Annotated in this window: 23 protein-coding genes and 1 pseudogene; 14 read left to right on the top strand and 10 right to left on the bottom strand. The window is 45.7% G+C overall.

Translation table 11 applies throughout. From position 1 onward, the window contains the following. Positions 1-394: 394 nt before the first annotated feature. The 8 genes from AC1MBV_RS12095 to AC1MBV_RS12060 are packed head-to-tail and all read right to left on the bottom strand — an operon-like array spanning position 395 to position 7,921. Entirely contained in the window at positions 395-1,228 is an 834-nt protein-coding gene (locus AC1MBV_RS12095; protein WP_480948380.1) for a hypothetical protein, read from the bottom strand. A 2-nt stretch (positions 1,229-1,230) separates the two neighbouring features. After that, entirely contained in the window at positions 1,231-1,782 is a 552-nt protein-coding gene (locus AC1MBV_RS12090) for a PilN domain-containing protein (protein WP_480948379.1), read from the bottom strand. Continuing rightward, on the bottom strand, positions 1,779-2,729 hold the full coding sequence (gene pilM / locus AC1MBV_RS12085) for a type IV pilus biogenesis protein PilM (protein WP_480948378.1): 951 nt from the start codon (positions 2,727-2,729) through the stop codon (positions 1,779-1,781). Before pilM ends, AC1MBV_RS12090 begins: the two co-directional genes overlap by 4 nt. Before the next feature lie 17 nt (positions 2,730-2,746). Continuing rightward, entirely contained in the window at positions 2,747-3,502 is a 756-nt protein-coding gene (locus tag AC1MBV_RS12080; protein ID WP_480948377.1) for a prepilin peptidase, read from the bottom strand. 5 nt (positions 3,503-3,507) lie between these two features. Then, entirely contained in the window at positions 3,508-3,966 is a 459-nt protein-coding gene (locus AC1MBV_RS12075; RefSeq protein ID WP_480948376.1) for a prepilin-type N-terminal cleavage/methylation domain-containing protein, read from the bottom strand. A 20-nt stretch (positions 3,967-3,986) separates the two neighbouring features. Next, on the bottom strand, positions 3,987-5,195 hold the full coding sequence (locus tag AC1MBV_RS12070; protein WP_480948375.1) for a type II secretion system F family protein: 1,209 nt from the start codon (positions 5,193-5,195) through the stop codon (positions 3,987-3,989). Positions 5,196-5,199: 4 nt separating this feature from the next. Beyond that, positions 5,200-6,234, bottom strand: a complete 1,035-nt coding sequence (locus AC1MBV_RS12065; RefSeq protein ID WP_480948374.1) for a type IV pilus twitching motility protein PilT — start codon at positions 6,232-6,234, stop codon at positions 5,200-5,202. A gap of 28 nt (positions 6,235-6,262) precedes the next feature. Further along, a complete protein-coding gene (locus AC1MBV_RS12060; protein WP_480948373.1) occupies positions 6,263-7,921 on the bottom strand; it encodes a GspE/PulE family protein in 1,659 nt (552 codons plus the stop codon). A gap of 106 nt (positions 7,922-8,027) precedes the next feature. On the opposite strand from AC1MBV_RS12060, the gene AC1MBV_RS12055 reads away from it, so the two are divergent. From AC1MBV_RS12055 to AC1MBV_RS12045, 3 genes are read left to right on the top strand one after another with little or no spacing between them, the layout of a single operon-like run. Further along, positions 8,028-8,441, top strand: a complete 414-nt coding sequence (locus AC1MBV_RS12055; RefSeq protein WP_480948372.1) for a type IV pilus modification PilV family protein — start codon at positions 8,028-8,030, stop codon at positions 8,439-8,441. Positions 8,442-8,454: 13 nt separating this feature from the next. Beyond that, entirely contained in the window at positions 8,455-8,928 is a 474-nt protein-coding gene (locus AC1MBV_RS12050; RefSeq protein ID WP_480948371.1) for a type II secretion system protein, read from the top strand. Next, complete coding sequence (locus AC1MBV_RS12045) at positions 8,925-11,054, top strand: hypothetical protein (RefSeq protein ID WP_480948370.1); 2,130 nt, start codon at positions 8,925-8,927, stop codon at positions 11,052-11,054. The genes AC1MBV_RS12050 and AC1MBV_RS12045 overlap by 4 nt, the downstream gene beginning before the upstream one ends. 99 nt (positions 11,055-11,153) lie before the next feature. Here the strand turns inward: AC1MBV_RS12045 and AC1MBV_RS12040 are convergent, their stop codons facing one another. Both AC1MBV_RS12040 and AC1MBV_RS12035 read right to left on the bottom strand, forming a co-directional pair. Next, a complete protein-coding gene (locus AC1MBV_RS12040) occupies positions 11,154-11,852 on the bottom strand; it encodes an RsfA family transcriptional regulator (protein WP_480948369.1) in 699 nt (232 codons plus the stop codon). A 112-nt stretch (positions 11,853-11,964) separates the two neighbouring features. Continuing rightward, positions 11,965-13,302, bottom strand: a complete 1,338-nt coding sequence (locus tag AC1MBV_RS12035; RefSeq protein ID WP_480948368.1) for a replication-associated recombination protein A — start codon at positions 13,300-13,302, stop codon at positions 11,965-11,967. A 276-nt stretch (positions 13,303-13,578) separates the two neighbouring features. Here AC1MBV_RS12035 and cymR point away from each other — a divergent pair, with 276 nt between their 5' ends. From cymR to AC1MBV_RS11980, 11 genes and pseudogenes are all read left to right on the top strand, one after another. Continuing rightward, positions 13,579-14,001 (top strand): cysteine metabolism transcriptional regulator CymR, encoded by a 423-nt coding sequence (gene cymR / locus AC1MBV_RS12030; RefSeq protein ID WP_255745505.1) that lies wholly within the window; start codon positions 13,579-13,581, stop codon positions 13,999-14,001. A gap of 70 nt (positions 14,002-14,071) precedes the next feature. Beyond that, complete coding sequence (locus AC1MBV_RS12025; RefSeq protein ID WP_480948367.1) at positions 14,072-15,238, top strand: cysteine desulfurase family protein; 1,167 nt, start codon at positions 14,072-14,074, stop codon at positions 15,236-15,238. Continuing rightward, a complete protein-coding gene (gene mnmA, locus AC1MBV_RS12020; protein ID WP_255745502.1) occupies positions 15,235-16,371 on the top strand; it encodes a tRNA 2-thiouridine(34) synthase MnmA in 1,137 nt (378 codons plus the stop codon). Before AC1MBV_RS12025 ends, mnmA begins: the two co-directional genes overlap by 4 nt. A 39-nt stretch (positions 16,372-16,410) precedes the next feature. After that, complete coding sequence (locus tag AC1MBV_RS12015) at positions 16,411-17,067, top strand: tetratricopeptide repeat protein (RefSeq protein WP_480948366.1); 657 nt, start codon at positions 16,411-16,413, stop codon at positions 17,065-17,067. Between the two features lie 27 nt (positions 17,068-17,094). Continuing rightward, the gene (gene recD2 / locus AC1MBV_RS12010) at positions 17,095-19,416 is read left to right on the top strand and encodes an SF1B family DNA helicase RecD2 (RefSeq protein ID WP_255745499.1); all 2,322 of its coding nucleotides are present in this window, start codon (positions 17,095-17,097) and stop codon (positions 19,414-19,416) included. A 605-nt stretch (positions 19,417-20,021) separates the two neighbouring features. Further along, on the top strand, positions 20,022-20,219 hold the full coding sequence (locus tag AC1MBV_RS12005; protein ID WP_255745496.1) for a hypothetical protein: 198 nt from the start codon (positions 20,022-20,024) through the stop codon (positions 20,217-20,219). 78 nt (positions 20,220-20,297) lie between these two features. After that, positions 20,298-21,359, top strand: coding sequence for an AI-2E family transporter (locus tag AC1MBV_RS12000; protein ID WP_255745495.1), 1,062 nt, complete (start codon positions 20,298-20,300; stop codon positions 21,357-21,359). 330 nt (positions 21,360-21,689) lie between these two features. Beyond that, entirely contained in the window at positions 21,690-24,332 is a 2,643-nt protein-coding gene (gene alaS / locus AC1MBV_RS11995; protein ID WP_255745493.1) for an alanine--tRNA ligase, read from the top strand. Positions 24,333-24,369: 37 nt separating this feature from the next. Beyond that, positions 24,370-24,636, top strand: a pseudogene (locus AC1MBV_RS11990) (IreB family regulatory phosphoprotein). Continuing rightward, positions 24,633-25,070: a Holliday junction resolvase RuvX gene (gene ruvX, locus AC1MBV_RS11985; RefSeq protein WP_255745490.1), complete on the top strand. Its 438-nt coding sequence runs from the start codon at positions 24,633-24,635 to the stop codon at positions 25,068-25,070. Before AC1MBV_RS11990 ends, ruvX begins: the two are co-directional and overlap by 4 nt. After that, positions 25,063-25,383: a DUF1292 domain-containing protein gene (locus AC1MBV_RS11980; protein WP_255745487.1), complete on the top strand. Its 321-nt coding sequence runs from the start codon at positions 25,063-25,065 to the stop codon at positions 25,381-25,383. The genes ruvX and AC1MBV_RS11980 overlap by 8 nt, the downstream gene beginning before the upstream one ends. The last annotated feature ends 64 nt before the right edge of the window (positions 25,384-25,447 follow it).

Raw genomic sequence — 25,447 nt, 5'->3', positions numbered from 1 at the left:
TTGGCTTTTTTGCAGTTTCAAATAATTAAAACGGGTTACCCGTATCTAATGAGAGATGATTTATAGCGCAGTTGACGAAAGAGGCGCAACATCGTATCAATTGAAAAAACACTAATAATATTAAGAAAGCTGAATTGAAGAGAAGAAGTTAGACCGAATCCAGGGAGAATTAGACCGAAAAGTAGAGGTTAGGCCGAACCGATGGAAAGTCAGACCGAACCTGTGAAAAATTAGACTGAACGCTCGAAAAGTTGAACCGAATCTTCCTTTGTTGTGCAGTACGTCTTAATGATGCAGTAATCTGCTTAGCTGTAATTGGATGTCAATAAATAATAAGACGGCTAAATACGAGTATTTAGCCGTCTTTCTGAATTAAATTGGGTAAGTATTGAGCTTATTTCTTTGCAGAGTAGATGGTGATCGTCAGCTCCATCTGAAAGCTTGGAGAACTTGAACTGCTGCTGTCAGACTGGGATGATGCAGCATCCGTCTGACTACTTGCATCAGCACTGCTTGTTTGATCATCTGAACCATCAGTGCTCGCCTGAACCGTTGTTTGGCTGTCAGTTGAAGACGAAGTGTCACTTGAGCTGCTGTCAGTGTTGATACGGCTGAAGGTCACCTTATTGATAACTACTAATCGCTTCTGTGTCTCCAAATAGTTGACAAAGTCGTAAAGTTGCTCATCGCTCACTGAAGATTGCAAGCTCACTTGGTATGTATTCGACTTTAATAGTTCATCCGGATCAATTTTATTATTGGATTCCTTCGCTACACTGCTTTTGCTATCCTTAGTCGTAGCGGCGCTGCTACTGCTGCTGTCTGAGCTGCTTGATTGATCTGAAGAAGAGGAGCTGTCAGAAGAACTGTTCTCGGTACCATCATTGCTTTTCTCAACAGATATAAAGGTAACCCCCATAGAAGCGGCCATTTTTTGCGCAGTCGTAAAGAAGGGTTCTACATCCGGATTCTTCGGCAGAATGGAGTTATCGACTTTTTGACCAAGCTTTTCCTCCTTCTCCACTTGCTTTTTTTTATCTGCTAACGCTTTTTTCTGCTCGGCAAGCTTCTTTTGATTGGCTGCAACCGTCACCTGGTACATCTGGATGTTGGTTTTCGCGTAGCTGATTTTGTCCTGAGCAGGCATTATTTTCAAGAAATAAAAGAAGGTAAAGCCGGATAGGACAATGAGAACCGATAGGATGCTGATGAAAGTTGTTTTATTCATAGTCATTGATCCTTTTTCTGATTAATTGAAAGACTTGCATCGGTCTGCATGGTAAACGTGAGCTGATAGGCACCGCTTGTTGGATCCAATTGATTGATTTTGGTTGTTACAACATTTGAGAAGTAGTTTTGCTTCCTGAGCTTCTCAATAAACGGCTGAATATTGGCGAACTGGGTGAATTCACCGGTAACCGTCATTTTTCCGGTTGAATCATAGTCAATATTGGTGATGACGCTGCCGTTTTCAGGAAGCTGGTTCTTCATTAAGGTCCAAGTTGGAAAAACAGCAAGTCTGCTCAAGCGAATTTCATTGACCGCATCTGCAGGAGTCGGCTTGGTACTTACTTCGGTTTTTTTAAGATTAACTTTTTTATCAGCTTGAGCTTTCCATGCGGATTCCTGTTTCTGTACAGTCTGAAGCTCGTTATTGAGTTGCCAACTGTACACACCTAATGTGATTAGTCCGGCGAGAGAGAGCGCTGCAAAAATGATCACAAACCAGATCATCTTCTTAGAAGCTTTATGCTCATAAGGAAGAAGGTTAATATCGATCATTTCATGCCCTCCTTCATGGCAAGACCAATCGCAGGGATGCACGCAGCATCCATGTTTTCCGGATAATTGAATTTTTCACGGTCGAAATGAAGGGACTTCACCTCTTGAGACACCATTCCTGATAATACGGTCTGCAGCTTGTTCGTACGCTCGCTTTCACCAAGAAGATAAATGAACGTGACCTCGTCTTCACCTTTACGGACGCTGTATTGATAGAAATTCAGCATCCGCTCGATTTCGGTTGCCGCATTAAGAAAGAATGCATCGTCGATCGACTGATTGTCCGGACCTTTCAGGCTTACTTGGCGGACAAACATCGGGATGTCCTCTTGGAAGATCGACACGTAAAGGGCTTCTTTTTCAAGCTGTACATACATCCGTTGTTTCTCTGCGATTTGCGGATAGTAGTGCTGCGTCCAGCGATCGGTTCCGAGTGCGCTGAATTCGGCATTTACCGGATTCAATCCGGCACTTGATTGCAGTTTGCGATACTGCAGAACCACAGCCTCAGGAGCCGCAATGAGCAGAACCTTTGTTCCGGTTGCAGCTCGGCTGATAACATGAAAGTCAAAAACCGCCTGTTCAAAGGGAAGCTGAATCTTGTTGCCGATTTCGATAAAAAAGTAATTCTGCAACTCGGAATCCGACTTAATTCCCGGAAAATCAAGTTGTCTCAGAATGAGCTGAGAGGAAGGAATCGCGAAATACGTTTTCTTTCCCTTTGCTTTCAACGCATGAACTATATCTTTAAGTTGGTCTGCGAACGCTTGTTCATCTTTCACACGGCCGTTTTCAACAACGCCAGGCTGAAGCCACTCTTCCCAATAATCGAGACGAGAGGGGTCATCCGTTGAGCCGTGAAAAACGACCATCCGGATGGAGTAATCCGTGACCGTCAAACCGACGCTGGAGTGAGATTGGAAAATTTGCAACCATTTTTCAAACACAGACATCATTCCTAATGTTAGAAGATTAGATTCAGATAAAAGGCGATCAACTGATCACCAAAGAAGAAACTTGTCAGCATACCTAAAACGATAAAGGGGACAAAGGGCACAGGCTGGCGACGTTTAATGAAACCGAGCAGCATGCCGCCGATTCCGATCATCGCACCAAAAAAGGTTGAAAGAAAGAAGCCGAGAATCACAAGCTTCATTCCGACGAGCAGCCCCATGACTGCAAAGAGCTTCACGTCGCCACCGCCAATTCCGCCACGACTGATCAAAGTAATCAACGCGAGCAGGGCGAATCCGGCAGCCATTCCTGCTAGCGCGTCCCACCATGGATCTGTGTGGTAAAGGATGCGAAATGCCGCAAACAACGGCAGAAAAAACATCAAAATTTTATCAGGAATTAGCATGTATTCCAGATCAGATACGAGCACGATCATCAGCAAAGAGACAAGCAACCAGCCGCAAAGCATTTCTTCAATCGAAGTCGCCCGCAGAAAGCTGAACAGGAATAAAAAGCCTGTCGCTGCCTCGATGATCGGATAGATCGGCGAAATCTTGCTATGGCAAGTCCTACATTTCCCACCTAAAAAGATGTAGGAAAACACAGGAACCATATCCAGGATAGTCAAACGCCGCCCGCACGACGGACAGTGCGAAGGCGGCGTAATAATTGACTGGTTTGCAGGAACACGCAAACCGACGACGTTGTAGAAAGAACCTAGGACGAGACCTAGGACAAAGATATACAAAACACTAAGTAAAACCATTTTGGTCAACTTCCAGAAGGATATTTACCATTTTTAGCATAATTAATTAATTGGGCTTCGGTCGCACTACTATTTCCTCCAGGCAATTTTGCACTTGATGAGCCACTCTTTGGTGCTACGGTGTATACACCAGCGGTGCTAACGGTAACAGTAAAGTCTCCATTAACATTTCCAGCTTTATCAATGTAAGGTTGTAGTGCAGAATCGTCAGTAGATATTGTGAATTTGCCGTCGGTTGTGTCAATATTATTATCTGCTACATATAATTTCACAACGTGAATTACGTTTACACCATTCTGAGCTAAACCTTTATTCGATTGGGTATTAATAATCGAAATTACACTCGGAATCGCGATTGCAGCCAAAATAGCCAAGATAACGATAACGGCCAAGAGTTCGATCAAGGTGAAGCCTTTCTGGTCTTTCTTTTTTGCATTTGCTTTTTGCATGATTTTCTTTAACATTTCTTTTCCCCCAGTCTGGATTAAACGTTTTGATAAATTTGGAACATAGGAATAATAATCGCAAGGACAATGAAACCAACGACAACGGCAAGGAACAGGATAACAAGAGGTTCGATGAGCACTTTCATACGTTCGGTCATCTGTTCCACATCGTCTTCATAATACTTGGCGACGCTGTTCAGCATTTGATCAAGCATACCGGTTTTTTCGCCGATGGCGGTCATATGGAAGACCATGGATGGAAATATTTTCTCCTGTTGAAAGGCTTCCGACAAGGGCCGACCAAAATCGAGTGCCTGAGCGACATTATGTATCGCCTGCCGAATGGCAAGATTCGACGTGATCTTCTCGATTGAGTGTAATGCATCGATGACTGGAACAGAACTGGAAAGCAGCAGTGCCAGCATCCACAACAACCTCGAAAGCTCATTTTTATAGACTATAGTACCTATTAAAGGCAGTTTGATTATAGCATAATCTAGTCTTAATTTACTAGATTTATTTTTAAATGTAGCTATGACAAATATCACCAATCCGATGACTAAAACGAACAGCACATACCAGTAGGAGCGGAGCCAGTCGCTTATTGTCAATATGACGCGTGTGATCAGCGGAAGCTCAGTATGCAGACTGGCGAACATCGAACGAAACATTGGTATAATCGATGTTAAGAGAAAGAGAACGACACCAATGGACATGATAAAAACAAAGGCAGGGTAAACCATTGCCGTTGACATTTTTTGCCGTGATTTGTGCTGACGTTCATAGTAGGTGGCGAGGTGATCTAAACTTTCTTCGAGGCGGCCGCTGCCTTCGCCGGCACGAATCATATGGATGATCATCGGGCTGAAAATTTTCGATTGATTTTCAAACGCTTGAGAAAGCGTCTGGCCTTCACGCAAGTTAGTTGCCATTTCCATGATGACTTGTTTGAAGTATTTGTTCTTCTCTTCCTGATCGGTCAGAATATCAAGAGCGTCAGAAACGGTGACACCGGCTTTGATAATCGTCGCAAATTGTCTCAGGAACACAACTTTGTCCTGCAGTTTAACGCGTTGGCCAACCGACAGCTCTTTGTACCAAATGGAGTCATTGTGTTCATGAATGGAACGGATTACCAGGCCTTGTTTGGCAATTTCTAGCAGAGCTTCCTGCCTTGTCGATGCGGTGATCCGACCTTTTTTTGGTTTGCCTTGCGAATTCGAACCGACATAATCAAACAGCGGCATGTGCTCACCCCCTTAATAGAAATGTTTCCACAGATTCACTGGCGATTTCTCGTCGTGTCAGCATATCTTGAACGCACGATGCCATTGTTTGCATACCCTGGGCACGATTGACCTGAATCACACTCGGAATCTGATAGATTTTCTTTTCACGAATCAGGTGACTGATGGCTTTATTGTTGATCATCACTTCGGTCGCGACACGCCGTCCAGAGTGATCCGGAGTTGGGAAAAGACGTTGCGAAACGACTGAAACAAGTTCAGCAGCGAGCTGAATGCGAATCTGTCCTTGCTGTTCTGCAGGGAAGACGTCAATGATTCGGTCGATTGTCGACACCGCATCATTTGTATGCAGGGTCGCGAGTACTAGATGACCGGTTTCTGCCGCTGTCAATGCTGTACGAATGGTTTCGAGATCACGCATTTCACCGACCAGAATAACGTCCGGATCTTCACGCAATGCGGAGCGTAGCCCGAGCGCAAACGAATGGGTGTCATTACCAATTTCCCGTTGTTGAATGATGCAGCGATCATGTCGGTGTAAATACTCAATCGGATCTTCCAATGTGATGATGTGCCGCCGCATGGTGCGGTTCATATCATCGACAAGTGCGGCAAGCGTTGTTGATTTTCCACTTCCGGTTGGTCCGGTGACCAAGAACAAACCATGCGGACGTTGGCACAGCGAGGTCAGCACTTCAGGAAGCTGCAAAGATGCTAGATTCGGCACTGTCTGCGGGATCACACGAAATGCAAGACTGTAGCAAGAACGCTGTCTGAACGCATTGACTCTGAAGCGAGACAATCTCGGAATGCTGAACGAAAAGTCGAGCTCACCGTGTTCCTCAAGCTTGTCCATTTGCGGTTCGGACAGGATGGCACGCACCATTTCTTCCGTATCAGCTGGTTTGACATTGGGCTTATCAAGTGCCATTAATTCACCATTCAAGCGAATGGTCGGTGGAATGCCGACGGAAATATGCAAATCTGAGGCACCGCGCGTGCAGGCGATGGAAAGACATTCCTTTAGAAAATCGATCATAATCCAATACCTCTTCTACTAGAAATTGTTAACTGATAATCTTAAGCAGTTCATCAACATTGGTGATGCCTGCAGAAACCTTTGCTAGACCATTTTCAAGCATAGATACACCGCCGGAGTCTTTGACAAGGTTTTGAATGTCTTTGAACGAGTGGTGCGTAATCAGCATTTCAGCTGTTTCTTCCGACAGTTCCAGAATTTCATGAACCGCCGTTCGGCCGAGATAGCCGGTTTGGTGACAGGATTTGCAGCCGATCCCCTTAGACAGCATCGATGGACACTTAAGTCCGGCCTTTTCAAACATCGCCTGCTCAATAGCAGTTGGTTTGAAGCTGTGTGCACAGTCACGGCAGACACGACGCACCAAACGCTGGGCAACGACTCCGGTGAGCGATGCGGCAACAAGAAATGGGTCGACGCCCATATCAATCAAACGGTAAATCGTTGTCGGCACGTCATTTGTGTGCAAAGTGCTCAAAACAAGGTGCCCTGTAAGTGACGCGCGGATCGCAATTTCCGCTGTTTCCGAGTCGCGAATTTCACCGACCATGATTACGTTCGGATCCTGACGCAAAATTGCGCGCAGTCCGGCAGCAAAGGTCAGGCCGACCGGAGCGTTGGTCTGAATCTGGTTGATTCCTTCAATCTGGTATTCAACCGGATCTTCAATGGTAATGATGTTCTGCGTTTCGTTATTCAGATAATTTAGGGCCGCATACAATGTCGATGTTTTACCTGAACCGGTTGGCCCGGTGATTAGCATAAGTCCGGTTGGTTTGGTGATCATTTTTGTAAAGGATTTCTGCTGCGATTCGGTAAAGCCGACATTAGGAATCTTCAGCAACAAATCTTTTGTATTTAAGAGCCGAAGTACGATCCGTTCACCAAATAAGGTCGGTAGTGTCGACACACGAAGATCAAGCCGATCTTTTCCAATCGTCACCTTTACACGACCATCTTGCGGCAGCCTCTTTTCAGTAATATCGAGCTGACTCATCACTTTAATACGTGTGACCAGGACGCTTAGAATCTCTCTTGGAAAAGTCCGATATGTGTGCAGTTCTCCATCGATACGGAAGCGGACGACGACACTGAATTCATGAGGATCAATATGAATGTCGCTGGCACGTTCTTCGACGGCACTTAGCAAACATTTATTAATAATTTTTAAAATAGGTGTGTCTTCCGTCGTTGAAAGATCACCTTCATCAATAGGACGATCGTTCATTGATGTCAGAATTTCATTGACGGAATCTTCTTCATTATAGAGGCGGTTGATTGTACTCGTAATCTCACTCGGCAGTGCGAGCGCAACTTTTACCTGAAAGCCGGTCATCATCTGCAGATCATCGATCGCGTAAAAGTTAAGCGGGTTTGACATCGCAACGTAGAGCGTGTTGTCCACTTTTTTATAGCAAATTAATTCATTTTGTCTCGAAAAGGATTGGTCAACGAGATTTACGGTCTGGTGATCGATCACAATATTTGCCAAATGCACCTGTGGGATGCTCAATTGAATGGAAAGGGCATCGATTAATTGCTGCTCGGAAATATAGCCGCGCTCAATCAGAGCATTGCCCAGTTTTTGCGATGATTCTTTCTGTTCAAGGGTTGTAGCAAGCTGTTCTTGAGTAATCATTCCTGAATCAACGAGCAAGTCGCCTAATCTTCGATGTGTGCGCTGCATATGACTTCCTCCTGATATGATCAATTTCATCAAAAAACGACACTTTCATTCTATCAGAAAACCAATTAGAATAGATACATAGATAGATGCGAAAGGACTGCGACTGATGAACCGAAAACAAGACGGCATGACATTGATTGAAGTCATCGCGGCAATCACTTTACTGAGTATTGTCATTCTATCCTTTGCTTATGTCTTTATCCAGAGCCAGCAGGTGACCACCAGCAACGGAAGCAAGCTGACCGCCTTGCAATTGGCGCAGAAAAAATTATCAGATGTATTGGATGGCAACAGTCTTCCGGCAGATCCGGGATCTTCACAATCATCGCCGACAGCTGTTCCAAGCAATACAAAATATACAATTCATAGTTCAAGCAGTACCGTCGGTAACGCGACGTATGAAACTTATATCTATGTTCTGAATGAAGACAGTGGAAACCAGCCAATTGTTGTCAGAACCTACTACAACAATACGAAATATGTAGAACTTTACAACTATTATACGACATCCGGCAATTGAGAGGTACAGGAAGATGATACATAATTCGAGAGGTGTGACGCTGGTTGAGATGCTTGCGGTGATCGTTATCGCAACGATTTGTTTTACATTAATTTTCAGCATCTGGCTTTCCGGAGAAAAATCAGCTCAGAATACAATGACACAAAATGATCTCCAGGCGGACGCACATCTCGTACAGGCACGGATCACACGCGCGTTTTATGATCAAACAGATAAGCCTTTTTCGATTGCGCTTAGCGATGGAAAAGTTGAACTTACTTATGATAGCGATACTTCACAGCATGAAGTGATTTCTGATCCGGATTTGTTTTATAGCAAAAACGGATCCGGAGATACGACTTCTGAACCGGTAAAAAACGGATCAAACCTCGAGGTTGATTATGATATTGCGGTACGGACACCTTCAGGAGCGAGTAGCGATGGGCCAACTTTTCATCTTAACACAACATTAAATTACCCATGGGATGAAGGGAGCAGCAGCCAATGATTCGAAACAAATCATTTTTGAAAACAAAGGAACAAGGCTATGCGCTTATCATCGTTCTGCTCGTGATCACTGTTTTCTCTGTGCTTGGTCTAACTGTGATGTCGGTATCCTTTAACCATACGAAGCAATTCAGCAAAGAGACAACACAAACTCAAGCGTTGAACGTCGCTGAGATGGGGTTGAAGGCCTACAATAAAGAACTTGGCACGAAGATTGCAAGTGTTTCTGGAGTTACAGAGTCTAATTTCAAACAAAAATTGAATGACGATGTATTACCTGAGCCGCTTAATTCAAGTTCAGATTCGTCATTGAATTCAATGCAAGGAAACCCAAGCTATACAGTAACACACGGAGAAGTCGGTGATCCAACAGATAATAAAATTACCGTCACCATAACCAGTCAAGGGAGCTCTGGTGGAGATACTCAGACGATCACGCAGACCAAGACGTTTAAATATCAAGTAGTTAGCAGTGGAAATACAGGGGACTCTGATCATACACAACCTTATATGGGATTGTCTTTGCCGTATATGGATGGAGCACTAATTATGGGAAGCAGTGATTATCAGCAAATAACTAATCCAGATTACGGGTCTAAGTTTAATATTTACATTTCACCCTACACTGATCAAAAATGTGTTGGATGGAAATATAAGACGACAATCAAAGATTTTGATAGCAAGTTAAGTCAAATAGAAGACTTATTTCTTTCAAATACGGGGTATACAGATACGGTAGCACAGATGCCAAATCAAGTGCCCAATGTACCTTCTAGGATACCTAGTTCTCCTCAAAGCTGGGCTGTTAATAATGCAAATCCTAGTAATGCTTACCAGACGAGTAATGAAACTTCCTCGATAAAAAGTGGCTCACATTATACGGTAAGTGTTTTGTTTAACCACAATATAGATGTTGACGACTCGAGTGGTGTGACTTTTGATCAAAGTGTGTCGGTAAACGGGGATATGAACATTAAGAAAAACACTGTAATTAATGGTGATTTATATGTTCAAGGGAAACTAAATCTTGATGCGCCTTTAACTGTTAATGGTAATGTATATGTAAAAAACGATTTTCAAATTAATAGTACTAATGCAAATGCCAATATAACTGGGGACGTTTATGTTGGTCAGAACTTTAATCTGAATGCGAGAGCAACCATAGGTGGGAGTTTAAATGTTAACCAATCATTTACAGTGAATGATACAAATGCAGAAACAAATATAACTGGAGATGTTTATTCAAAAAATGGTGTTACATTTAACGCAAAAACAACGATCCATGGATCTTTATTTACGAATAGTTCGTTAACAGTCAATTCAAATGGTACCACTGAGATTTTCGGAACTCTTTATACTGGCGGTTCGATAAACCTAAGTAAAACTACCACCGTTCATCAAAAGGTTTATTCAGTTGGATCTATAATTGTAAATTCTAGTGCAAACACAGATTTTCAATCGGATGTCTACTCAGGTGGAGAAATTTCACTTAGTTATCAAACAAATATGCATGGAAATGTTTATTCAACAGGAAAAATGACAATAAATTCGGGAGCTGTAACAACAAATATTGGTGGGGACTTTTATACAGGCAACGAGTTAATGATTAATAAAAATACAACATTTGGAGGAAATGTTTATTCGAATAATTCAATGACTTTGAACAGCGGTGCAATAACTAGCGTAGCAGGTAAACTTTATGTCGGTGGTCAATTAATGGTGAATGACAGTCTCACATTAATTGGTAACGCCTACTCTAAAGGTAATGTTACGATTAACAGTGCAGGTCGGACGGATTTTACTGGATACTTCTTCGCTGCAGGGGATTTAACATTTTCTAACTCAAGCAACAAGCCCGCTTCACAATATGGGCACACTGTTTATGTAAAAGGAACTGCTGACGTTAAACAAGACACTGTTAATGTAAGTTTAGATCCACATACACTTGATTACAAACAGGGACTAGTTGTTAACAATAAAGCTAATTTATTGACAAATAACAGCGGTGTTATCAATATAGGCCCTCAGAAACCAGGCGGAGATAATGGTAGTAACTCTGGAGGAAGTAGCGGCAATAGCGGACAATTACCAATAACAATCGTTGACACGAAAACGAATTATCAATGAGTAGATCTGGACTTCCACTCTCATATATTGAATGTAAAATATACCCCCGAGCCATCTTTCCTCGGGGGCATATGTATTTTCTTTTCACTTTTTTGATGTTTATTTCGCAATCTTCTCCAGGTTTCCGTTCTCGTCCATCTTGAAGGCGGGTGCGGAGCTGTCGGTTTGATCTTGGAAAGCGACCATGCGGCGCGCGCGGTCCATGATGCCGATGAGGGCTTGGTAGTCATCTTCAACGCTTTGCTGCCTCTTGGTGAGTGTGACGACTTCTTGTTCAAGCTCTTTCACGCGTGTCTGCAGCTTGCTGTTTTCTTCCTTGAGATGTGTGTTCTCTTGGTCAAGCCGGTCGCTGGTTGCACTGCCTTTTTGCATACTCTGCAAGTAGTGGATGACATCGGTCATGCTGAATGTCTGCTTTGCGGCGGGAGCTTCTACTGTAACGTTTTGCTCGGGCTGTGCAGGCTGCGTCGCATAGGTGAGTTCGGAAGGATCCGGGAGTGAAGCAGTTTCCATCACAGGGAATGCGGTAGCAGCCACGGGACGTATGATCCGTCCGTGCTGCTCGGCACGTTTCTTCTGCTTGCGCTGTTTCTTGGCGATTTCAATTGCCTGTTCATATTTTCTACGGACAATCGCGTTCCAGCGGAATCCACACGCCGCTCCTGTCCGATTCAGCCGGTCGCCCACCTCTTCAAAGGCATCAAGCTGTGTACTTCCTTCTCTGATATGGCGCAGGACGGTTTCTGCGAGCAGAAGATCGTCTTCGTGCGACCATGCATCTTGTCTCACTTTTGTCATGGTATATGCTCCTTCTTGCATTCTTGTTGATTTGTAAAAAGGATTGACAACTTGCGAGACTTTTATACACGATCGCCATTTTATGGTAAAGATACCAATTGACTGAAGTTGCTCACTGTTTCTCTTGATCTCGCTCGGCGAAGTAGTCGAGCCGTTTCTGTACGGTCCGCTCGTAGCCTCGCGGTGACGGATGATAGAAGACTTTATCGCGCAGTGACTCGGGCAGATAATTCTGCGTGACATAGCCGCCTTCAAAGTCATGGGGATAGAGATAGTCTTTCCCGTGACCGAGCTTGGCGGCTCCTTTATAATGGGCGTCACGCAGATGAATTGGTACTTCGCCGGTTTTCTCGTTTTTAACCGTATTGAGTGCTTGGTCGATACCGACGACCGCAGCGTTGCTTTTCGGCGCGGTAGCAACGTAGAGTGCCGCTTCGGCGAGCGGAATGCGCGCTTCCGGCAAGCCAATGAAAGTTACGGCGGTAACCGCAGCATTGGCGACAAGAATAGCATTGGGATCAGCGAGGCCGACGTCTTCGGCCGCATGAATGAAAATACGCCGAGCAATGAATTTCGGATCTTCACCTGCAGCGATCATTTTCGCCAGCCAGTAAAGGGTAGCGTTCGGATCGGAGCCGCGCATGCTTTTGATGAATGCAGAGACCGTGTCATAATGGTTGTCGCCGTTCTTGTCATACTGCAGCACTTTTTCCTGAATGGATTCCTCAGCGACGCCGCGGTCGATGTGAATGACACCGCTCTTATCAGGATCGGTTGTCAGTGCGGCGAGCTCCAAAGCATGCAGGGCCGTGCGGCTGTCACCACTTGCAACGCGGACGAGATGATCAAGTGCGTCAGCATCAAGCTTTATGTTCACTTCGCCGTACCCGCGCTGCTTATCTTGTAAAGCATTCTTGATAATTGTTCGAATCGCATCATCAGACAAAGGTTCGAATCGAAATAGCCGCGACCGTGATAAAAGCGCGGCGTTGATCTCAAACATCGGACTCTCAGTTGTTGCGCCGATCAAGATGATGGTTCCTTTTTCAACAGAAGGCAGGAGCGCATCCTGTTGTCCTTTATTAAAACGATGGATTTCATCAATAAAAAGTATGGTTCTTTGCTGATCAAATTTAAGTCGCTCTTCGGCGGCAGCGATTATTTTCCGCAAATCGCCGACACCGGAAGTCACGGCGTTCAGTTGTTCATAATACGCCGATGTAGTACGGGCAATGATGTGAGCAAGCGTCGTTTTTCCTGTTCCCGGAGGGCCAAAGAAAATCATCGGTGTCAGCTTGTCCGCCTGAATGGCACGACGGAGCAATCGTCCTTTGCCGACAATCTGTTCTTGCCCGACAAACTCATCTAATGTCTGCGGACGCATGCGGTCGGCAAGCGGTCTTCCGTTTAAATTGGATTGGTCATCGGTTGGAAAATCAAAAAGATCCATCCCGATCATCCTCTCGTTTATAAGTATTTGCATGAATCGTTCTCGATTACGTGCAACGTCAATCATTTTCGTCTATAATGATTGAAGGTCTGAACTTAGTTTACCATAGATCGGTGCCTATGTTCGTATGGAGCCATTCACCAAAATGCGATATAGCATGCAGAGGCAGGCACGGACAGGCAGACTTTGTTTTTTGAAATCGTGGGAACAAATGATTGACTATAAATGTACTAGAATACTCAGTTGTTTTAGGATGAATGAAGAGGTGTGAACGTTATGAAAATCTCAACGAAAGGCCGCTATGGTCTAACGATTATGATGGCGCTTGCGAAAAATAAAGGTCGCGGCCCGCTCTCCTTAAAAGCGATCGCTAATGAACACGATCTGTCGGAACACTATTTGGAACAGCTGATTGCCCCGCTTCGCAATGCCGGACTGGTCAGCAGTATTCGCGGCGCGTATGGCGGCTATGTTCTGTCGAAGACACCGAGTGAAATCACGGCGGCAGATGTGATCCGCGTCTTGGAGGGACCGATTCAGCCGGTCGAAGTCATGGATGATGACGATCCAGCAAAGCGTGAGCTTTGGGTGAAGATCCGTGATGCGGTCCGCGATGTCCTTCAAGGGACAACACTGGACGATTTGATTCATTATGATTCTGATCCGCAGGTCCAAGACCCGGATATGTTCTATATTTAAAGGATTAATGGGTACAACTGAATTAATCCGACCTGAACTTGGTTTCAGGATATTAAAAGGAGTGTTTAGGGTGGATCCGATTTATCTTGATCATGCCGCGACGACGCCTATTGATCCGGAAGTTTTGCAGATCATGGTGGACACATACCAAAATGTAGTGGGCAATCCGTCGAGCATCCACTCGTTCGGAAGACAGGCGCGCAAGATCGTTGACGATTCCCGTCATGAGATTGCGAAGTACATTGGCGCGCGCAGTCGAGAAATTGTGTTTACAAGCGGCGGTACCGAAGGCGATAATATTGCTATTCTCGGTACGGCGCTTGCCAATAGTCATAAAGGAAAACATATCATTACAACGAAAATTGAACATCACGGCGTACTCAAAACATGCGCTTATTTGGAAAGTCAGGGATTTGAGGTCGACTATTTGGATGTCGACCGAACGGGAAGGATTTCCTTTGACGATTTGAAAAGTAAGTTAAGAGACGACACGATTCTTGTGACCATCATGTTCGGCAATAATGAAGTGGGAACGATTCAGCCGATACGGGAAATCGCCCATCTCTTAGCCAATCATCAGGCTTATTTTCATACTGATGTCGTGCAGGCGTTCGGCACCGCTGATATGGATGTCAAGGATACACCGATTGATCTGCTCTCAATGGCGGGCCACAAGATCGGCGGCCCCAAAGGAATCGGCTTCATTTATGTACGCGACGGGCTTTCGCTTCAAGCCTACACGCATGGCGGCGATCAGGAGCGCAAGCGCCGGGCAGGTACGGAAAATGTGCCGGCAATCGCCGGCCTTGCACGTGCGGTTGAAAAAGTTGGCGAACATCTCCATGAGCGAATTCAGGAGAGTCTGCGCGCTCGTCAGATCATTCTTGAGACACTTGACGCGGAACAAGTCGATTATAAAGTCAACGGCAATTCGGAACATTTTCTGCCCCAAGTCTTAAACCTCTATTTTCCAGGCACACGTGTGGAGACGTTATTGACGAAACTTGATTTAGCCGGTGTCGCCGTGTCAAGCGGATCTGCTTGTACGGCAGGCTCTGTTGAACCGTCGCATGTGTTGACGGCGATGTTTGGAAAAGATGCTCCGGAGACGGGAAGCTCAATCCGTATTAGTTTCGGTGAAGGCATGCAGGAAGAGAGGCTTCGGGAAGCGGGGAAGATTATCGCGGCATCAGTCCGCGATCTCGTAAGCCTAGGAAAGGCGAGTGAATTAAAGTGACGAAGAAATCCCCCAGTCAGACCAGAGTGGTTGTCGGTATGTCCGGAGGCGTGGATTCAACCGTTGCCGCATTGCTGCTGAAGCAGCAGGGCTATGATGTGGTTGGCATATTTATGAAAAATTGGGACGATACCGATGAAAACGGAGTCTGCACGGCTACCGAAGATTACGAGGATGTTGTTCGTGTCTCCAATCAAATCGGCATTCCGTATTATGCGGTGAATTTTGAAAAACAGTACTGGGATCGCGTGTTTACGTACTTCCTGGATGAATATAAATTAGGTCGCACGCCGAATCCGGATGTTATGTGTAATAAAGAGATCAAATTCAAAGCATTCCTTGATCATGCCATGGCACTCGGAGCGGATTATGTGGCGACCGGGCACTATGCGCGCGTTGAAGAACGCGACGGAAAAACAGCGATGATTCGTGCTCAGGATCAGAATAAGGATCAGACTTATTTTCTGAATCAACTGTCTCAGGAACAGATTTCAAAGGTAATGTTCCCACTTGGCGATCTGGAAAAGCCGGAAGTCCGCGAAATTGCGCGTGAGCACCATTTGGCAACGGCCGAGAAAAAGGACAGCACGGGCATCTGTTTTATTGGTGAACGGAATTTCAAGCAGTTCTTAAGCAATTATCTTCCTGCTAACCGCGGTGAGATTCGAACAATTGACGGTGAGTTAAAAGGTTACCATGACGGATTAATGTACTATACCAACGGTCAGCGTCAAGGACTCGGCATTGGCGGGCCGGGCGGACCGTGGTTTGTGTGCGGCAAGGATTTGAAAAAAAATATCCTGTATGTGGCACCGGGTGCTGATCATCCTGCCCTTTACTCGCAGGGCTTGATTGCCGACCATGTGAATTGGATCTCAGGCAGTCCCGAGGAGCGTGTATTCCACTGCACGGCCAAGTTCCGTTATCGTCAAAAGGATCGTCCGGTCACAGTACATGTGCTTGACGACGGTCGGATCGAAGTTGTTTTTGACGAGCTTGAGTGGGCCGTAACACCGGGGCAGTCCGTTGTTCTTTATGACTTTGACGAATGTCTCGGTGGAGGAACGATTGCAACGATTTTGAACCAAGGAACAGATACAGCACTTGATTTTACGGACTCGGCTTCGCTTTGAAGCCCGAGTCTTTTTCCTCTTATTATGGTGGTGAATGATATGGCAGATACAATGGAACAGGTGCAGCACTTAATTGCTGCAAGAAAATATGAACAAGCAGCAAAGGCACTTGATGAGGCAATCTCTGCACATCCGGATGATCCGACAGGGTATACGAATTTCGGCAACTTGTTGATTGCGATGGGTGACAGCGGACGCGCAATCAACTTTTTTAAAAAAGCATTGTCTTTGGACGCATCTAATGGGCCTGCCGCCTTTGGCTGTGGAAATGCCTTGTTTGAACTTGGAAACTATCAGGAAGCGATGACTTGCTTTTCGGATGCGCAGCAAGCAGGAATTAATGACAGTGATCTTTTCTATATGATCGGACGTTCTGCGCTTGAATTAGGGCATAGTGGTCAGGCGCTCGCTGCTTTTCAGCGTGCTGTTGAATTGAACGGCGCCGATGTTGAGGCTCGTTTTCAATACGCGCTTACGTTGGCGAAGCTAGGCGATTTGGATCATGCTGAAAAACAATTTTTAACCGTCGTTGACGCTAATTCGTCACATGCGGATGCTTATTATAATCTTGGTGTGATTGCGGCGTTCAGAGATCAGACAGAAAGCGCGCGCCAATCATTCGAACGGGCGCTGGAGCTGAATCCTCAGCATATTCTTGCTTCAAACGCGTTGAAAAACCTAGACAAGAAACGGTAAAAATGGAGAGAAAGGACGACGGGAACGATGGAACAAAGCACGATGGATCTCTTTCCAGATCACGAGACCTCAGTTAAAGGCGAACCAGTTCGGATTGTTTTCCAAAACAGTGAGAACGGCTACACAGTGATGATTGTCAAAATTGATGAAACGAATGAGCCCATCAATGAAAAAGAGATTACGATGGTTGGTTTCTTTCCCGCCGTCCACCTCTATGAAACCTATCAATTTGCTGGAAAGCTGAAAACGCATCCTCGCTACGGGCAGCAGTACGAAGTAGAAAATTACCGCAAACTGCTGCCTAAATCCAAGTCGGGTGTGATCAGCTACCTCTCTGGTGATCTATTCCCCGGCATTGGCAAGAAGACTGCGGAAGCGATTGTCGGCGAGCTCGGGGAAAATGCCATTTCCGAGATTCTTAATGATCCTTCTTGCCTCAGTCGTGTACCGAAGCTTGATGAAGAGAAAAGTACGATGATTACAGATACTTTATTGAAGAATGAAGGCTTGGAAAAAATATTGATCGGTCTGTCGGATCTGGGTTTCGGGTCGCAGCTGGCAATGAAAATCTATCAGGCATACGGTAATGAAAGTTTAGAAGTAATTCAGGACAATCCGTATCAGCTGATTCAAGATATTGAGGGCATTGGTTTTCAGCGTGCCGACGAGCTTGCCGCCGGGCTTGGCATATCGGGTAATCACCCTGATCGTATTCAGGCCGCATATTTGTATTGGTTGAATGAGCGGGCAATGAACGATGGTCATGTGTTCATGCCTGAGGAAGAAACGATTGCTGAGGTACATAAATTATTGACTTCAACAGAAGAGATCAGCGAGGATGACTTGACTCGGGAGCTGGATACGCTTGAAGAGGATGGAAAATTGGTGCGTGACGGTGACCATCTCTATTTACCACAGTTGTTTTTTGCGGAAAAGGGGATTGTCACGGGCATTCAGAAGCTGATTGAACAAGAGGCTGATGATGAATACTCGGAGAGCGAGTTTCTCGAGGCGCTTGGAAAAGTGGAGGACAAGCTGACGATGCAGTATGCGGAGAGTCAGCAGGTCGCCATTCGTGAAGCAATCAAATCCTCGATCATGATTTTGACAGGCGGGCCGGGTACCGGAAAGACGACGGTCATTCGAGGTATTGTTGAGGTTTACGCAGAGCTGAACAGCTATTCGCTTGACCCAAAGGATTATGATGAAGATCATCCGTATCCGATTCTGCTGGTGGCTCCGACCGGGCGAGCGGCGAAGCGGATGAAGGAATCGACCGGTCTTCCTGCCGTAACCATTCACCGCCTTCTTGGATGGAACGGCGGTGCGGGCTACGCGCATGATGAGGATAATCCGATTGAGGGCAAGCTGCTTATTGTAGATGAAATGTCGATGGTTGATATCTGGCTTGCTAATCAGCTGTTGAAATCATTGCCGGAAGAAATGAAAATGGTGATTGTTGGTGACGAAGACCAGTTGCCGTCGGTCGGACCCGGTCAAGTACTGAGCGATTTGATCCAGTCAGAGGCGATTCCGGTGATCCGTCTAACCGATATTTTTCGTCAGGCAAAAGGCTCATCAATTATTGAACTTGCTCATGAGATAAAAGAGGGGAAACTCTCCGATGTCACGGATCCAAAGAATGATCGTCGATTCTTCAAGTGTCACCAGAATCAGGTTGTCGATCTTATTTGCAAGGTCTCGGCAGGTGCTGAAAAGAAGGGCTATCACCCGAAGGACATCCAGGTGCTCGCACCGATTTATCGCGGCAACGCAGGAATTGAGCGGATCAACGTGGCGCTTCAGGAACTTTTCAATCCTGCGGATGAACAGAAACGTGAACTTACCTATGGCGATCACTTGTTTCGCGTCCATGATAAGGTGCTTCAACTGGTGAATAATCCCGATGAACAGGTCTTTAATGGTGACATTGGCGAGATTTCTGCTATTTTTAAAGCAAAAGAAACAACGGACAAGGAAGATACCGTCATCGTGACGTTTGATTCAATCGAGGTCAAATATCTGAAGCATGATTTGAATCAGCTAACTCTGGCGTATTGCTGTTCGATTCATAAAGCGCAAGGCAGTGAATTCCCAATCGTGATTTTGCCGATCGTCAAGGGCTACCATCGGATGTTGAAGCGTAATCTGATTTATACTGCTGTGACGCGAAGCAAGGACTCACTCGTTTTGTGCGGCGATGAACAGGCGTTTAACCAAGCAGTCAGCCGCAATGATGTCGACCGGCGCAATTCCAGCTTGGCGGAGAAAATACGCGAACGGCTTCATCTCATTCCGGATCCGGCAGAGGATCCGGAAACGGTTAAAGATGAAAAAGTGGAAAAGTAAGAAAATGCATGTGCGTAAAAATATGAAACACAGCCGATTGGATTTTTGATCGGCTGTGTTTTTTCCAAATACGATGATAAGGTCATAAGATTTGGTTTGGCGCGATCAGGTAAGCGCCTAATCTGAGAAATAGACGGAGAAATTACCCTTATTTAGAAAATGAACGAAAAAAAAGCTTTGATAGACGGAAAAATTACCCTTATCGAATCGAAAAACATGAAAATGGAGGGCTTTGCTTTGCATAAGCGGAGAAATTACCCTTATTTACCGGCGAAATTAGCTCCACGGTGCAAATAAGCGGAAAATTTCCGCTTATTTTGCTCGATACTTAATGAAGGACCAAATGATTAACTTTTAGTATATTGGCTTTAAGTTTTCCACAGTTCGCTTTAACTTCCTCAAAGTAGCTTTAACCTCCGTAGTTCACTTTCATTTTTGATACATTGGCTTTAAGTTTTCCATAGTTCGCTGTCACTTTTCTCAAATTAGCTTTAACGTTTCTGCTTCACATTTTTCACATTAGGTATACTTTTTTGGAAAAGTGGGCATTGATGCGAGTAGCACTGGCAGAGCAGTTGCTCCGCTGAATTTTGAGGTGAAAACAAATGAAATGTCCGAATTGTTCAAGTAAGAACATTGGAAAAATTGGCGTCAACCAATATTATTGCTGGGATTGCTTTATTGAATTGACCCTTGAAGATGGAAAATTATCGCTGAGCCAGGTGGAAGAAGATGGTAGTTTAACCGGATTGGATGACTTGTTTCAGTCTTCGGATCTTGAGGCGAAAGCAAACGGATTCTGATGATCCGTTCATTAGGGATTCCCAAAAAGCATCATGTTTTGTCTTTAATTGGGCAATGCTAGGCTTGGAGGGATCATGATGCGGAAATGGACTGCTTTGCAGTGGATGAAGGGCTTATCAATTGCGTTGCTGCTTTTTTTGAATGGTTATTTATTTTACAGGCTGCTGCCGCTCATTGGTACGGTGGCGCATTTTCTGCTGCATGTAGCTGTTCCGTTCTTTGCTGCAGCAATTATTGCCTATTTGCTTCATCCGCTCGTCGGCCGTGTTCAGCGGATGGGACTTCCGCGAACAGTCGCAATCCTTGCCATTTATGCGATCTTTTTTGGAGTGGTTGGCTTAACAATTTACAAAGGCGGACCGGTTTTGCTGCATGAACTCAGAGGTCTTGATGATGACATTTCAAACTACGAAAAGTTGTATCAAACGAATCTGGATCATGTTTATGGATCAACGCCTGAAGCAGTGCATGATCAGGTGAATGAGGCTCTGTCGCGAATACGAAGCAGTCTGACGCATACCGGAGAGCGGATTATGGATTGGTGTTCAGGTGTTGTTCAGTCTTTCTTCACCCTTTTAATCATTCCGTTTCTCTCTTTCTATATTTTAAAAGACGCGGGATCGATCAAAAAGCATGCACTGCTGCTTGTACCGCGTAAATGGCGACGGCAAACCGCGGAAATATGCGGAGAAATGGATCAATCAATCGGCAAGTATATACGAGGACAGCTGACCGTATGTGCGATTTTGGCGGTGATGGCGACAATCGGATTGTGGATTCTTAAGGTTCCGTATCCGATTGTGTTCGGATTGTTTATCGGTTCGACGGATCTGATTCCCTATTTCGGACCGTTTATCGGTGCTGCTCCGGCCGTTCTTGTCGCCGCAACGAAGTCCTTTTATTCGATGGCAGGCGTCGTACTGATGATCATTTTGATTCAGTTTCTTGAGGGAAGTGTCATTGAGCCGCTTGTTGTTGGCAAGAGCGCGGAGATTCATCCACTCTACATTATGCTAGCAGTCGGGGTCGGCGGTGAGCTTGCAGGAATTGTTGGCATGCTCCTTGCCATTCCTTGTTTTATCATTATCCGTACCTGCCTGCGCCACGTGAACGAACGGTTCCGAATCATTGACAAATAAGGGCAGACTCATCTATAATTACGGCAGAATAGTGAAACCGAGACGAAAAGAATAGCGACAGCGCAAGCAGCCAAATGACCGGTCGAATCTTGCGGGAACGGCTTTTCCGCAGTTTAACCGCGGCTGCGGCAGTTCACTTGGGCAATCGCCCGGCGGATTGTTGTACCGAGTGCTGTGATACATATGCCGCGGAGTTTCTTTTCATTTTGCGGCGCAGAGTAAGCTTGAAAGCTTTCGTCCTTCCTGGTGATGGGATGAGAGCTTTTTTCGTTGAGCGCCCTCGTGGTTTACATAATGAATGATGCAGTAAATTGAGTGGAGGTTCTTGTGATGAAACAGCTTAGTTCATCGGAAGTCAGGCAAATGTTTTTGGACTTTTTTAAAGGAAAGGGACACACGGTCGAGCCGAGTGCGTCATTGATTCCGGTTGATGACCCGTCTCTGCTTTGGATCAACAGTGGTGTTGCAACACTGAAGAAATATTTTGACGGACGTGTTGTGCCGAAAAATCCGCGTATCTGCAACGCACAGAAGGCGATTCGGACCAACGATATTGAAAATGTCGGGTACACCGCACGCCACCATACATTTTTCGAAATGCTGGGCAACTTTTCCGTCGGTGATTACTTCAAGGAAGATGCAATCACTTGGGCATGGGAATTCCTGACGAGTCCGGAATGGATCGCCTTTGATCCGGACAAGCTTTCCGTGACCATTTATCCGGATGATCAAGATGCTTATAAACTATGGCATGAGAAGATTGGGCTTCCTGAAAATCGGATCATTAAACTGGAACACAATTTCTGGGATATCGGCGAAGGCCCAAGCGGTCCGAATACAGAAATATTCTATGATCGCGGCGAAGCATTCGGCAATGATCCGAACGATCCCGAACTTTTTCCGGGTGGGGAAAATGAACGTTATTTGGAAGTCTGGAATCTCGTGTTCTCGCAATTTAATCATAACCCGGACGGCACGCATACACCGCTTCCGAAGAAAAACATTGATACCGGTATGGGACTGGAACGAATGGTCAGCGTGATTCAAGATGCTGAGACCAACTTCGACACCGATTTGTTCCTACCGATCATTCATAAAATCGAAGAACTTTCCGGCGCTAAATATCAAGCTGGCAAGAAGAATACGGCATTCAAAGTAATCGCAGATCATGCACGAACGGTCACATTTGCAATAGCTGATGGAGCGCTTCCATCAAATGAAGGCCGCGGTTATGTGCTTCGCCGACTGATTCGCCGTGCGGTACGCTATGCGATGGATCTCGGGCTTGACAAGCCGTTCCTATTTGAATTAGTACCGGTTGTTGCCGATATAATGAAGGACTACTACAAAGAAGTTTTGGAGAAAGCGCCGTTTGTTCAAAAAGTCATTCGCGGTGAGGAAGAACGCTTTCAGGAAACTATCCATGAAGGTGTGTCGATTCTTAAAGAACAGATTGCAGAAGCAAAGGCGCAAGGCAAAAAAGAACTGTCAGGCAAGAATGTGTTCAAGCTCTATGATACATTCGGTTTTCCTGTTGAATTGACAGAGGAATATGCACAGCAGGAAGGGTTGGCAATTGATCAGGCGGGCTTTGAAGAAGAACTTGACGCTCAGAGAGACCGCGCACGGTCGGCCAGAAAAGATCAAAAGTCGATGCAGGTTCAGAGCGGCACGCTCCGTAATATTACCGATCCGAGCGAATTTATCGGCTATGACCAATTCGCTGTTGACGGTGTCAAGGTGATTGCACTTGTCAAAGATAATGAAGCGGTTGACCGTGCTTCTGAAGGGGACACTGTTCAATTGATCTTGGACCGCACGCCTTTCTATGCGGAAATGGGCGGTCAAGTCGCCGATCAAGGGACTCTGACGAACGCGGCGGCTGTGCTCGAGGTTAATGATGTGCAGAAGGCGCCGAACGGTCAAAACCTGCATACATGTATTGTTAAAAGCGGCAAGATTGCGGTTGGCGATGCATTGAACGCTGCGATCGACGAGAAGGCGCGACTTGCTATTCAAAAGAACCACACAGCAACTCATCTTTTGGATCAAGCACTCAAGGATGTACTTGGTACGCATGTAAACCAAGCCGGATCCTATGTATCTGCCGATCGGCTTCGTTTTGACTTCTCACATTTTGGTCAGGTGACTGAGGAAGAACTGCAGCAGGTTGAAAAGATTGTGAATGAAAAGATTTGGCAACAGCTTCCGGTCACAACGAAAGAGATGCCGATTGACGATGCGAAAAAACTAGGCGCGATCGCGCTTTTCGGCGAAAAATACGGCAAGATCGTGCGTGTCGTCAGCGCCGGAGACTACAGCATTGAACTGTGCGGCGGCTGCCATGTAAGCAATACGGCTGAACTCGGGCTGTTCACACTTGTCAGCGAAGGCGGCATCGGTGCCGGAACGCGCCGAATCGAAGCATTAACCGGGGAAAAGGCATTTGAAAAATTGAATCAAGTCAAGCTTCAGGTCAAGACCATTTCTGCTTCGCTTAAGGTTGCGCCGGAACAGCTCGCCGAACGCATCGATACCCTGCAGCAGCAGATTAAGGCGCTGGAAAAAGAAAATACTGCCTTGATGAATAAACTGGGAAGCGCAAAGTCCGGCGAGCTGGAACAGTCTGTGAAAAAGAGCGGCGATGTCGCTTATATTGCTGCAAAAGTTGATACGATGGACATGAACCAGCTACGTTCAATGGCCGACGAACTGAAAAACAAACTTAAGTCGGTTGTTGTTGTGCTCGCGTCCGTTGACGGTGAAAAGGTCCATCTTGTTGCCGGTGTGACAAAGGATTTGATTCAGAAAGGTTTCCATGCCGGGAAAATTGTCAAGGAAGTGGCGACCATCTGTGGCGGAGGCGGAGGCGGACGTCCGGATATGGCTCAAGCCGGTGGCAAACGTCCGGAAAAAGTACGTGACGCATTGAACGCAGTTACCGATTTAATTGAAAAGGCGGCAGTTCGCTGAGTATCAGTAACGAGCACGAGATTATTCCTGTTGGGGGATGAGTATCATGGATAAGACAATGAAATTCAGTTTCGGTGATTAAGGGGATCATAATCCGCGTGAAGTCTTGTTTCAAGTCTATGATGCGCTTGATGAGAAGGGGTACAACCCGATTAATCAGATCGTTGGCTATCTATTATCGGGGGACCCCGCCTATATCCCGAGACATAAGGATGCACGAAAACTTATTCGCAGGCTCGAACGTGATGAAATTATTGAAGCACTGGTTACTGCATATCTCAAAGAGAAATGGGACAAAGAATGAGAATTATGGGTCTGGATTTCGGTTCGGTTACGGTCGGCGTCGCAATCAGCGATCCGCTCGGCTGGACTGCTCAAGGTATTGAAACTGTGCATTATGTCGAACATAAGAAAAATCTTCTGTTTGACCGCATCGGCGAATTAATTAAAGAATATGAAGTTGAACTGGCTGTGGTCGGTCTCCCGAAGGATTTGATCGGGACGGAAACGCAGCGTGCTGAAGCTTCCCGTGGGTTCGCAAAAAGTGTTCGGCGCAAGTTCAAGATCCCGGTGGAACTGTGGGATGAACGGCTGACGACCGTGGCAGCAGAGCGAATCTTGATTGCTGCCGATCTCAGCCGCAAGAAACGAAAACAAGTGATTGATAAGGAAGCAGCGGTTCTTATTCTGCAGAGCTACCTTGATAAAAAACGATTGGAGCAAAAAAACGATGAGTGAACACGAACACAATCATTATCCGATTTTCCTTCCGGATTCCGAAGAGAAAGAACGCATTGTCATTCCCGAAGAAAACGGTGATGAAAATCTATTTGACGTCCTGTTCTATTTTGATGTTCCGGAAACGGACAAGTCTTATGTTGTTGTTGTACCGGCAGAACAGGATCAAGAGGATGATGAAGAACAGGAAGTATTTGCTTTCCGTTATGAAGGCGACGATGATGATTTCAGGCTGTTCCCGATCGAGACCGACGAAGAATGGGACATCGTTGAAGAAATGATCAATACGTTCAGTGATGAAAGCGAAGAATAAATGAGCCCCCGAACAGGGGCTTTTTCAATGCATCGCTACTGATGGAAAATCATGGCGAATCATG

The organism is Sporolactobacillus sp. PKPK-6 (genome assembly GCF_056678885.1).
Note: the sequence above shows the minus strand (reverse complement) of the source record. Positions and strands in the feature narration are given on the sequence as shown.

Bases quoted from the DNA above. Each gene is read 5' to 3' on its own strand.
- AC1MBV_RS12095 (WP_480948380.1), bottom strand. From the start codon at position 1,228: ATGAATAAAACAACTTTCATCAGCATCCTATCGGTTCTCATTGTCCTA.
- AC1MBV_RS12090 (WP_480948379.1), bottom strand. From the start codon at position 1,782: ATGATCGATATTAACCTTCTTCCTTATGAGCATAAAGCTTCTAAGAAG.
- AC1MBV_RS12080 (WP_480948377.1), bottom strand. From the start codon at position 3,502: ATGGTTTTACTTAGTGTTTTGTATATCTTTGTCCTAGGTCTCGTCCTA.
- AC1MBV_RS12075 (WP_480948376.1), bottom strand. From the start codon at position 3,966: ATGTTAAAGAAAATCATGCAAAAAGCAAATGCAAAAAAGAAAGACCAG.
- AC1MBV_RS12070 (WP_480948375.1), bottom strand. From the start codon at position 5,195: ATGCCGCTGTTTGATTATGTCGGTTCGAATTCGCAAGGCAAACCAAAA.
- AC1MBV_RS12065 (WP_480948374.1), bottom strand. From the start codon at position 6,234: ATGATCGATTTTCTAAAGGAATGTCTTTCCATCGCCTGCACGCGCGGT.
- AC1MBV_RS12060 (WP_480948373.1), bottom strand. From the start codon at position 7,921: ATGCAGCGCACACATCGAAGATTAGGCGACTTGCTCGTTGATTCAGGA.
- AC1MBV_RS12055 (WP_480948372.1), top strand. From the start codon at position 8,028: ATGAACCGAAAACAAGACGGCATGACATTGATTGAAGTCATCGCGGCA.
- AC1MBV_RS12050 (WP_480948371.1), top strand. From the start codon at position 8,455: ATGATACATAATTCGAGAGGTGTGACGCTGGTTGAGATGCTTGCGGTG.
- AC1MBV_RS12045 (WP_480948370.1), top strand. From the start codon at position 8,925: ATGATTCGAAACAAATCATTTTTGAAAACAAAGGAACAAGGCTATGCG.
- AC1MBV_RS12040 (WP_480948369.1), bottom strand. From the start codon at position 11,852: ATGACAAAAGTGAGACAAGATGCATGGTCGCACGAAGACGATCTTCTG.
- AC1MBV_RS12035 (WP_480948368.1), bottom strand. From the start codon at position 13,302: ATGGATCTTTTTGATTTTCCAACCGATGACCAATCCAATTTAAACGGA.
- cymR (WP_255745505.1), top strand. From the start codon at position 13,579: ATGAAAATCTCAACGAAAGGCCGCTATGGTCTAACGATTATGATGGCG.
- AC1MBV_RS12015 (WP_480948366.1), top strand. From the start codon at position 16,411: ATGGCAGATACAATGGAACAGGTGCAGCACTTAATTGCTGCAAGAAAA.
- recD2 (WP_255745499.1), top strand. From the start codon at position 17,095: ATGGAACAAAGCACGATGGATCTCTTTCCAGATCACGAGACCTCAGTT.
- AC1MBV_RS12005 (WP_255745496.1), top strand. From the start codon at position 20,022: ATGAAATGTCCGAATTGTTCAAGTAAGAACATTGGAAAAATTGGCGTC.
- AC1MBV_RS12000 (WP_255745495.1), top strand. From the start codon at position 20,298: ATGCGGAAATGGACTGCTTTGCAGTGGATGAAGGGCTTATCAATTGCG.
- alaS (WP_255745493.1), top strand. From the start codon at position 21,690: ATGAAACAGCTTAGTTCATCGGAAGTCAGGCAAATGTTTTTGGACTTT.
- ruvX (WP_255745490.1), top strand. From the start codon at position 24,633: ATGAGAATTATGGGTCTGGATTTCGGTTCGGTTACGGTCGGCGTCGCA.
- AC1MBV_RS11980 (WP_255745487.1), top strand. From the start codon at position 25,063: ATGAGTGAACACGAACACAATCATTATCCGATTTTCCTTCCGGATTCC.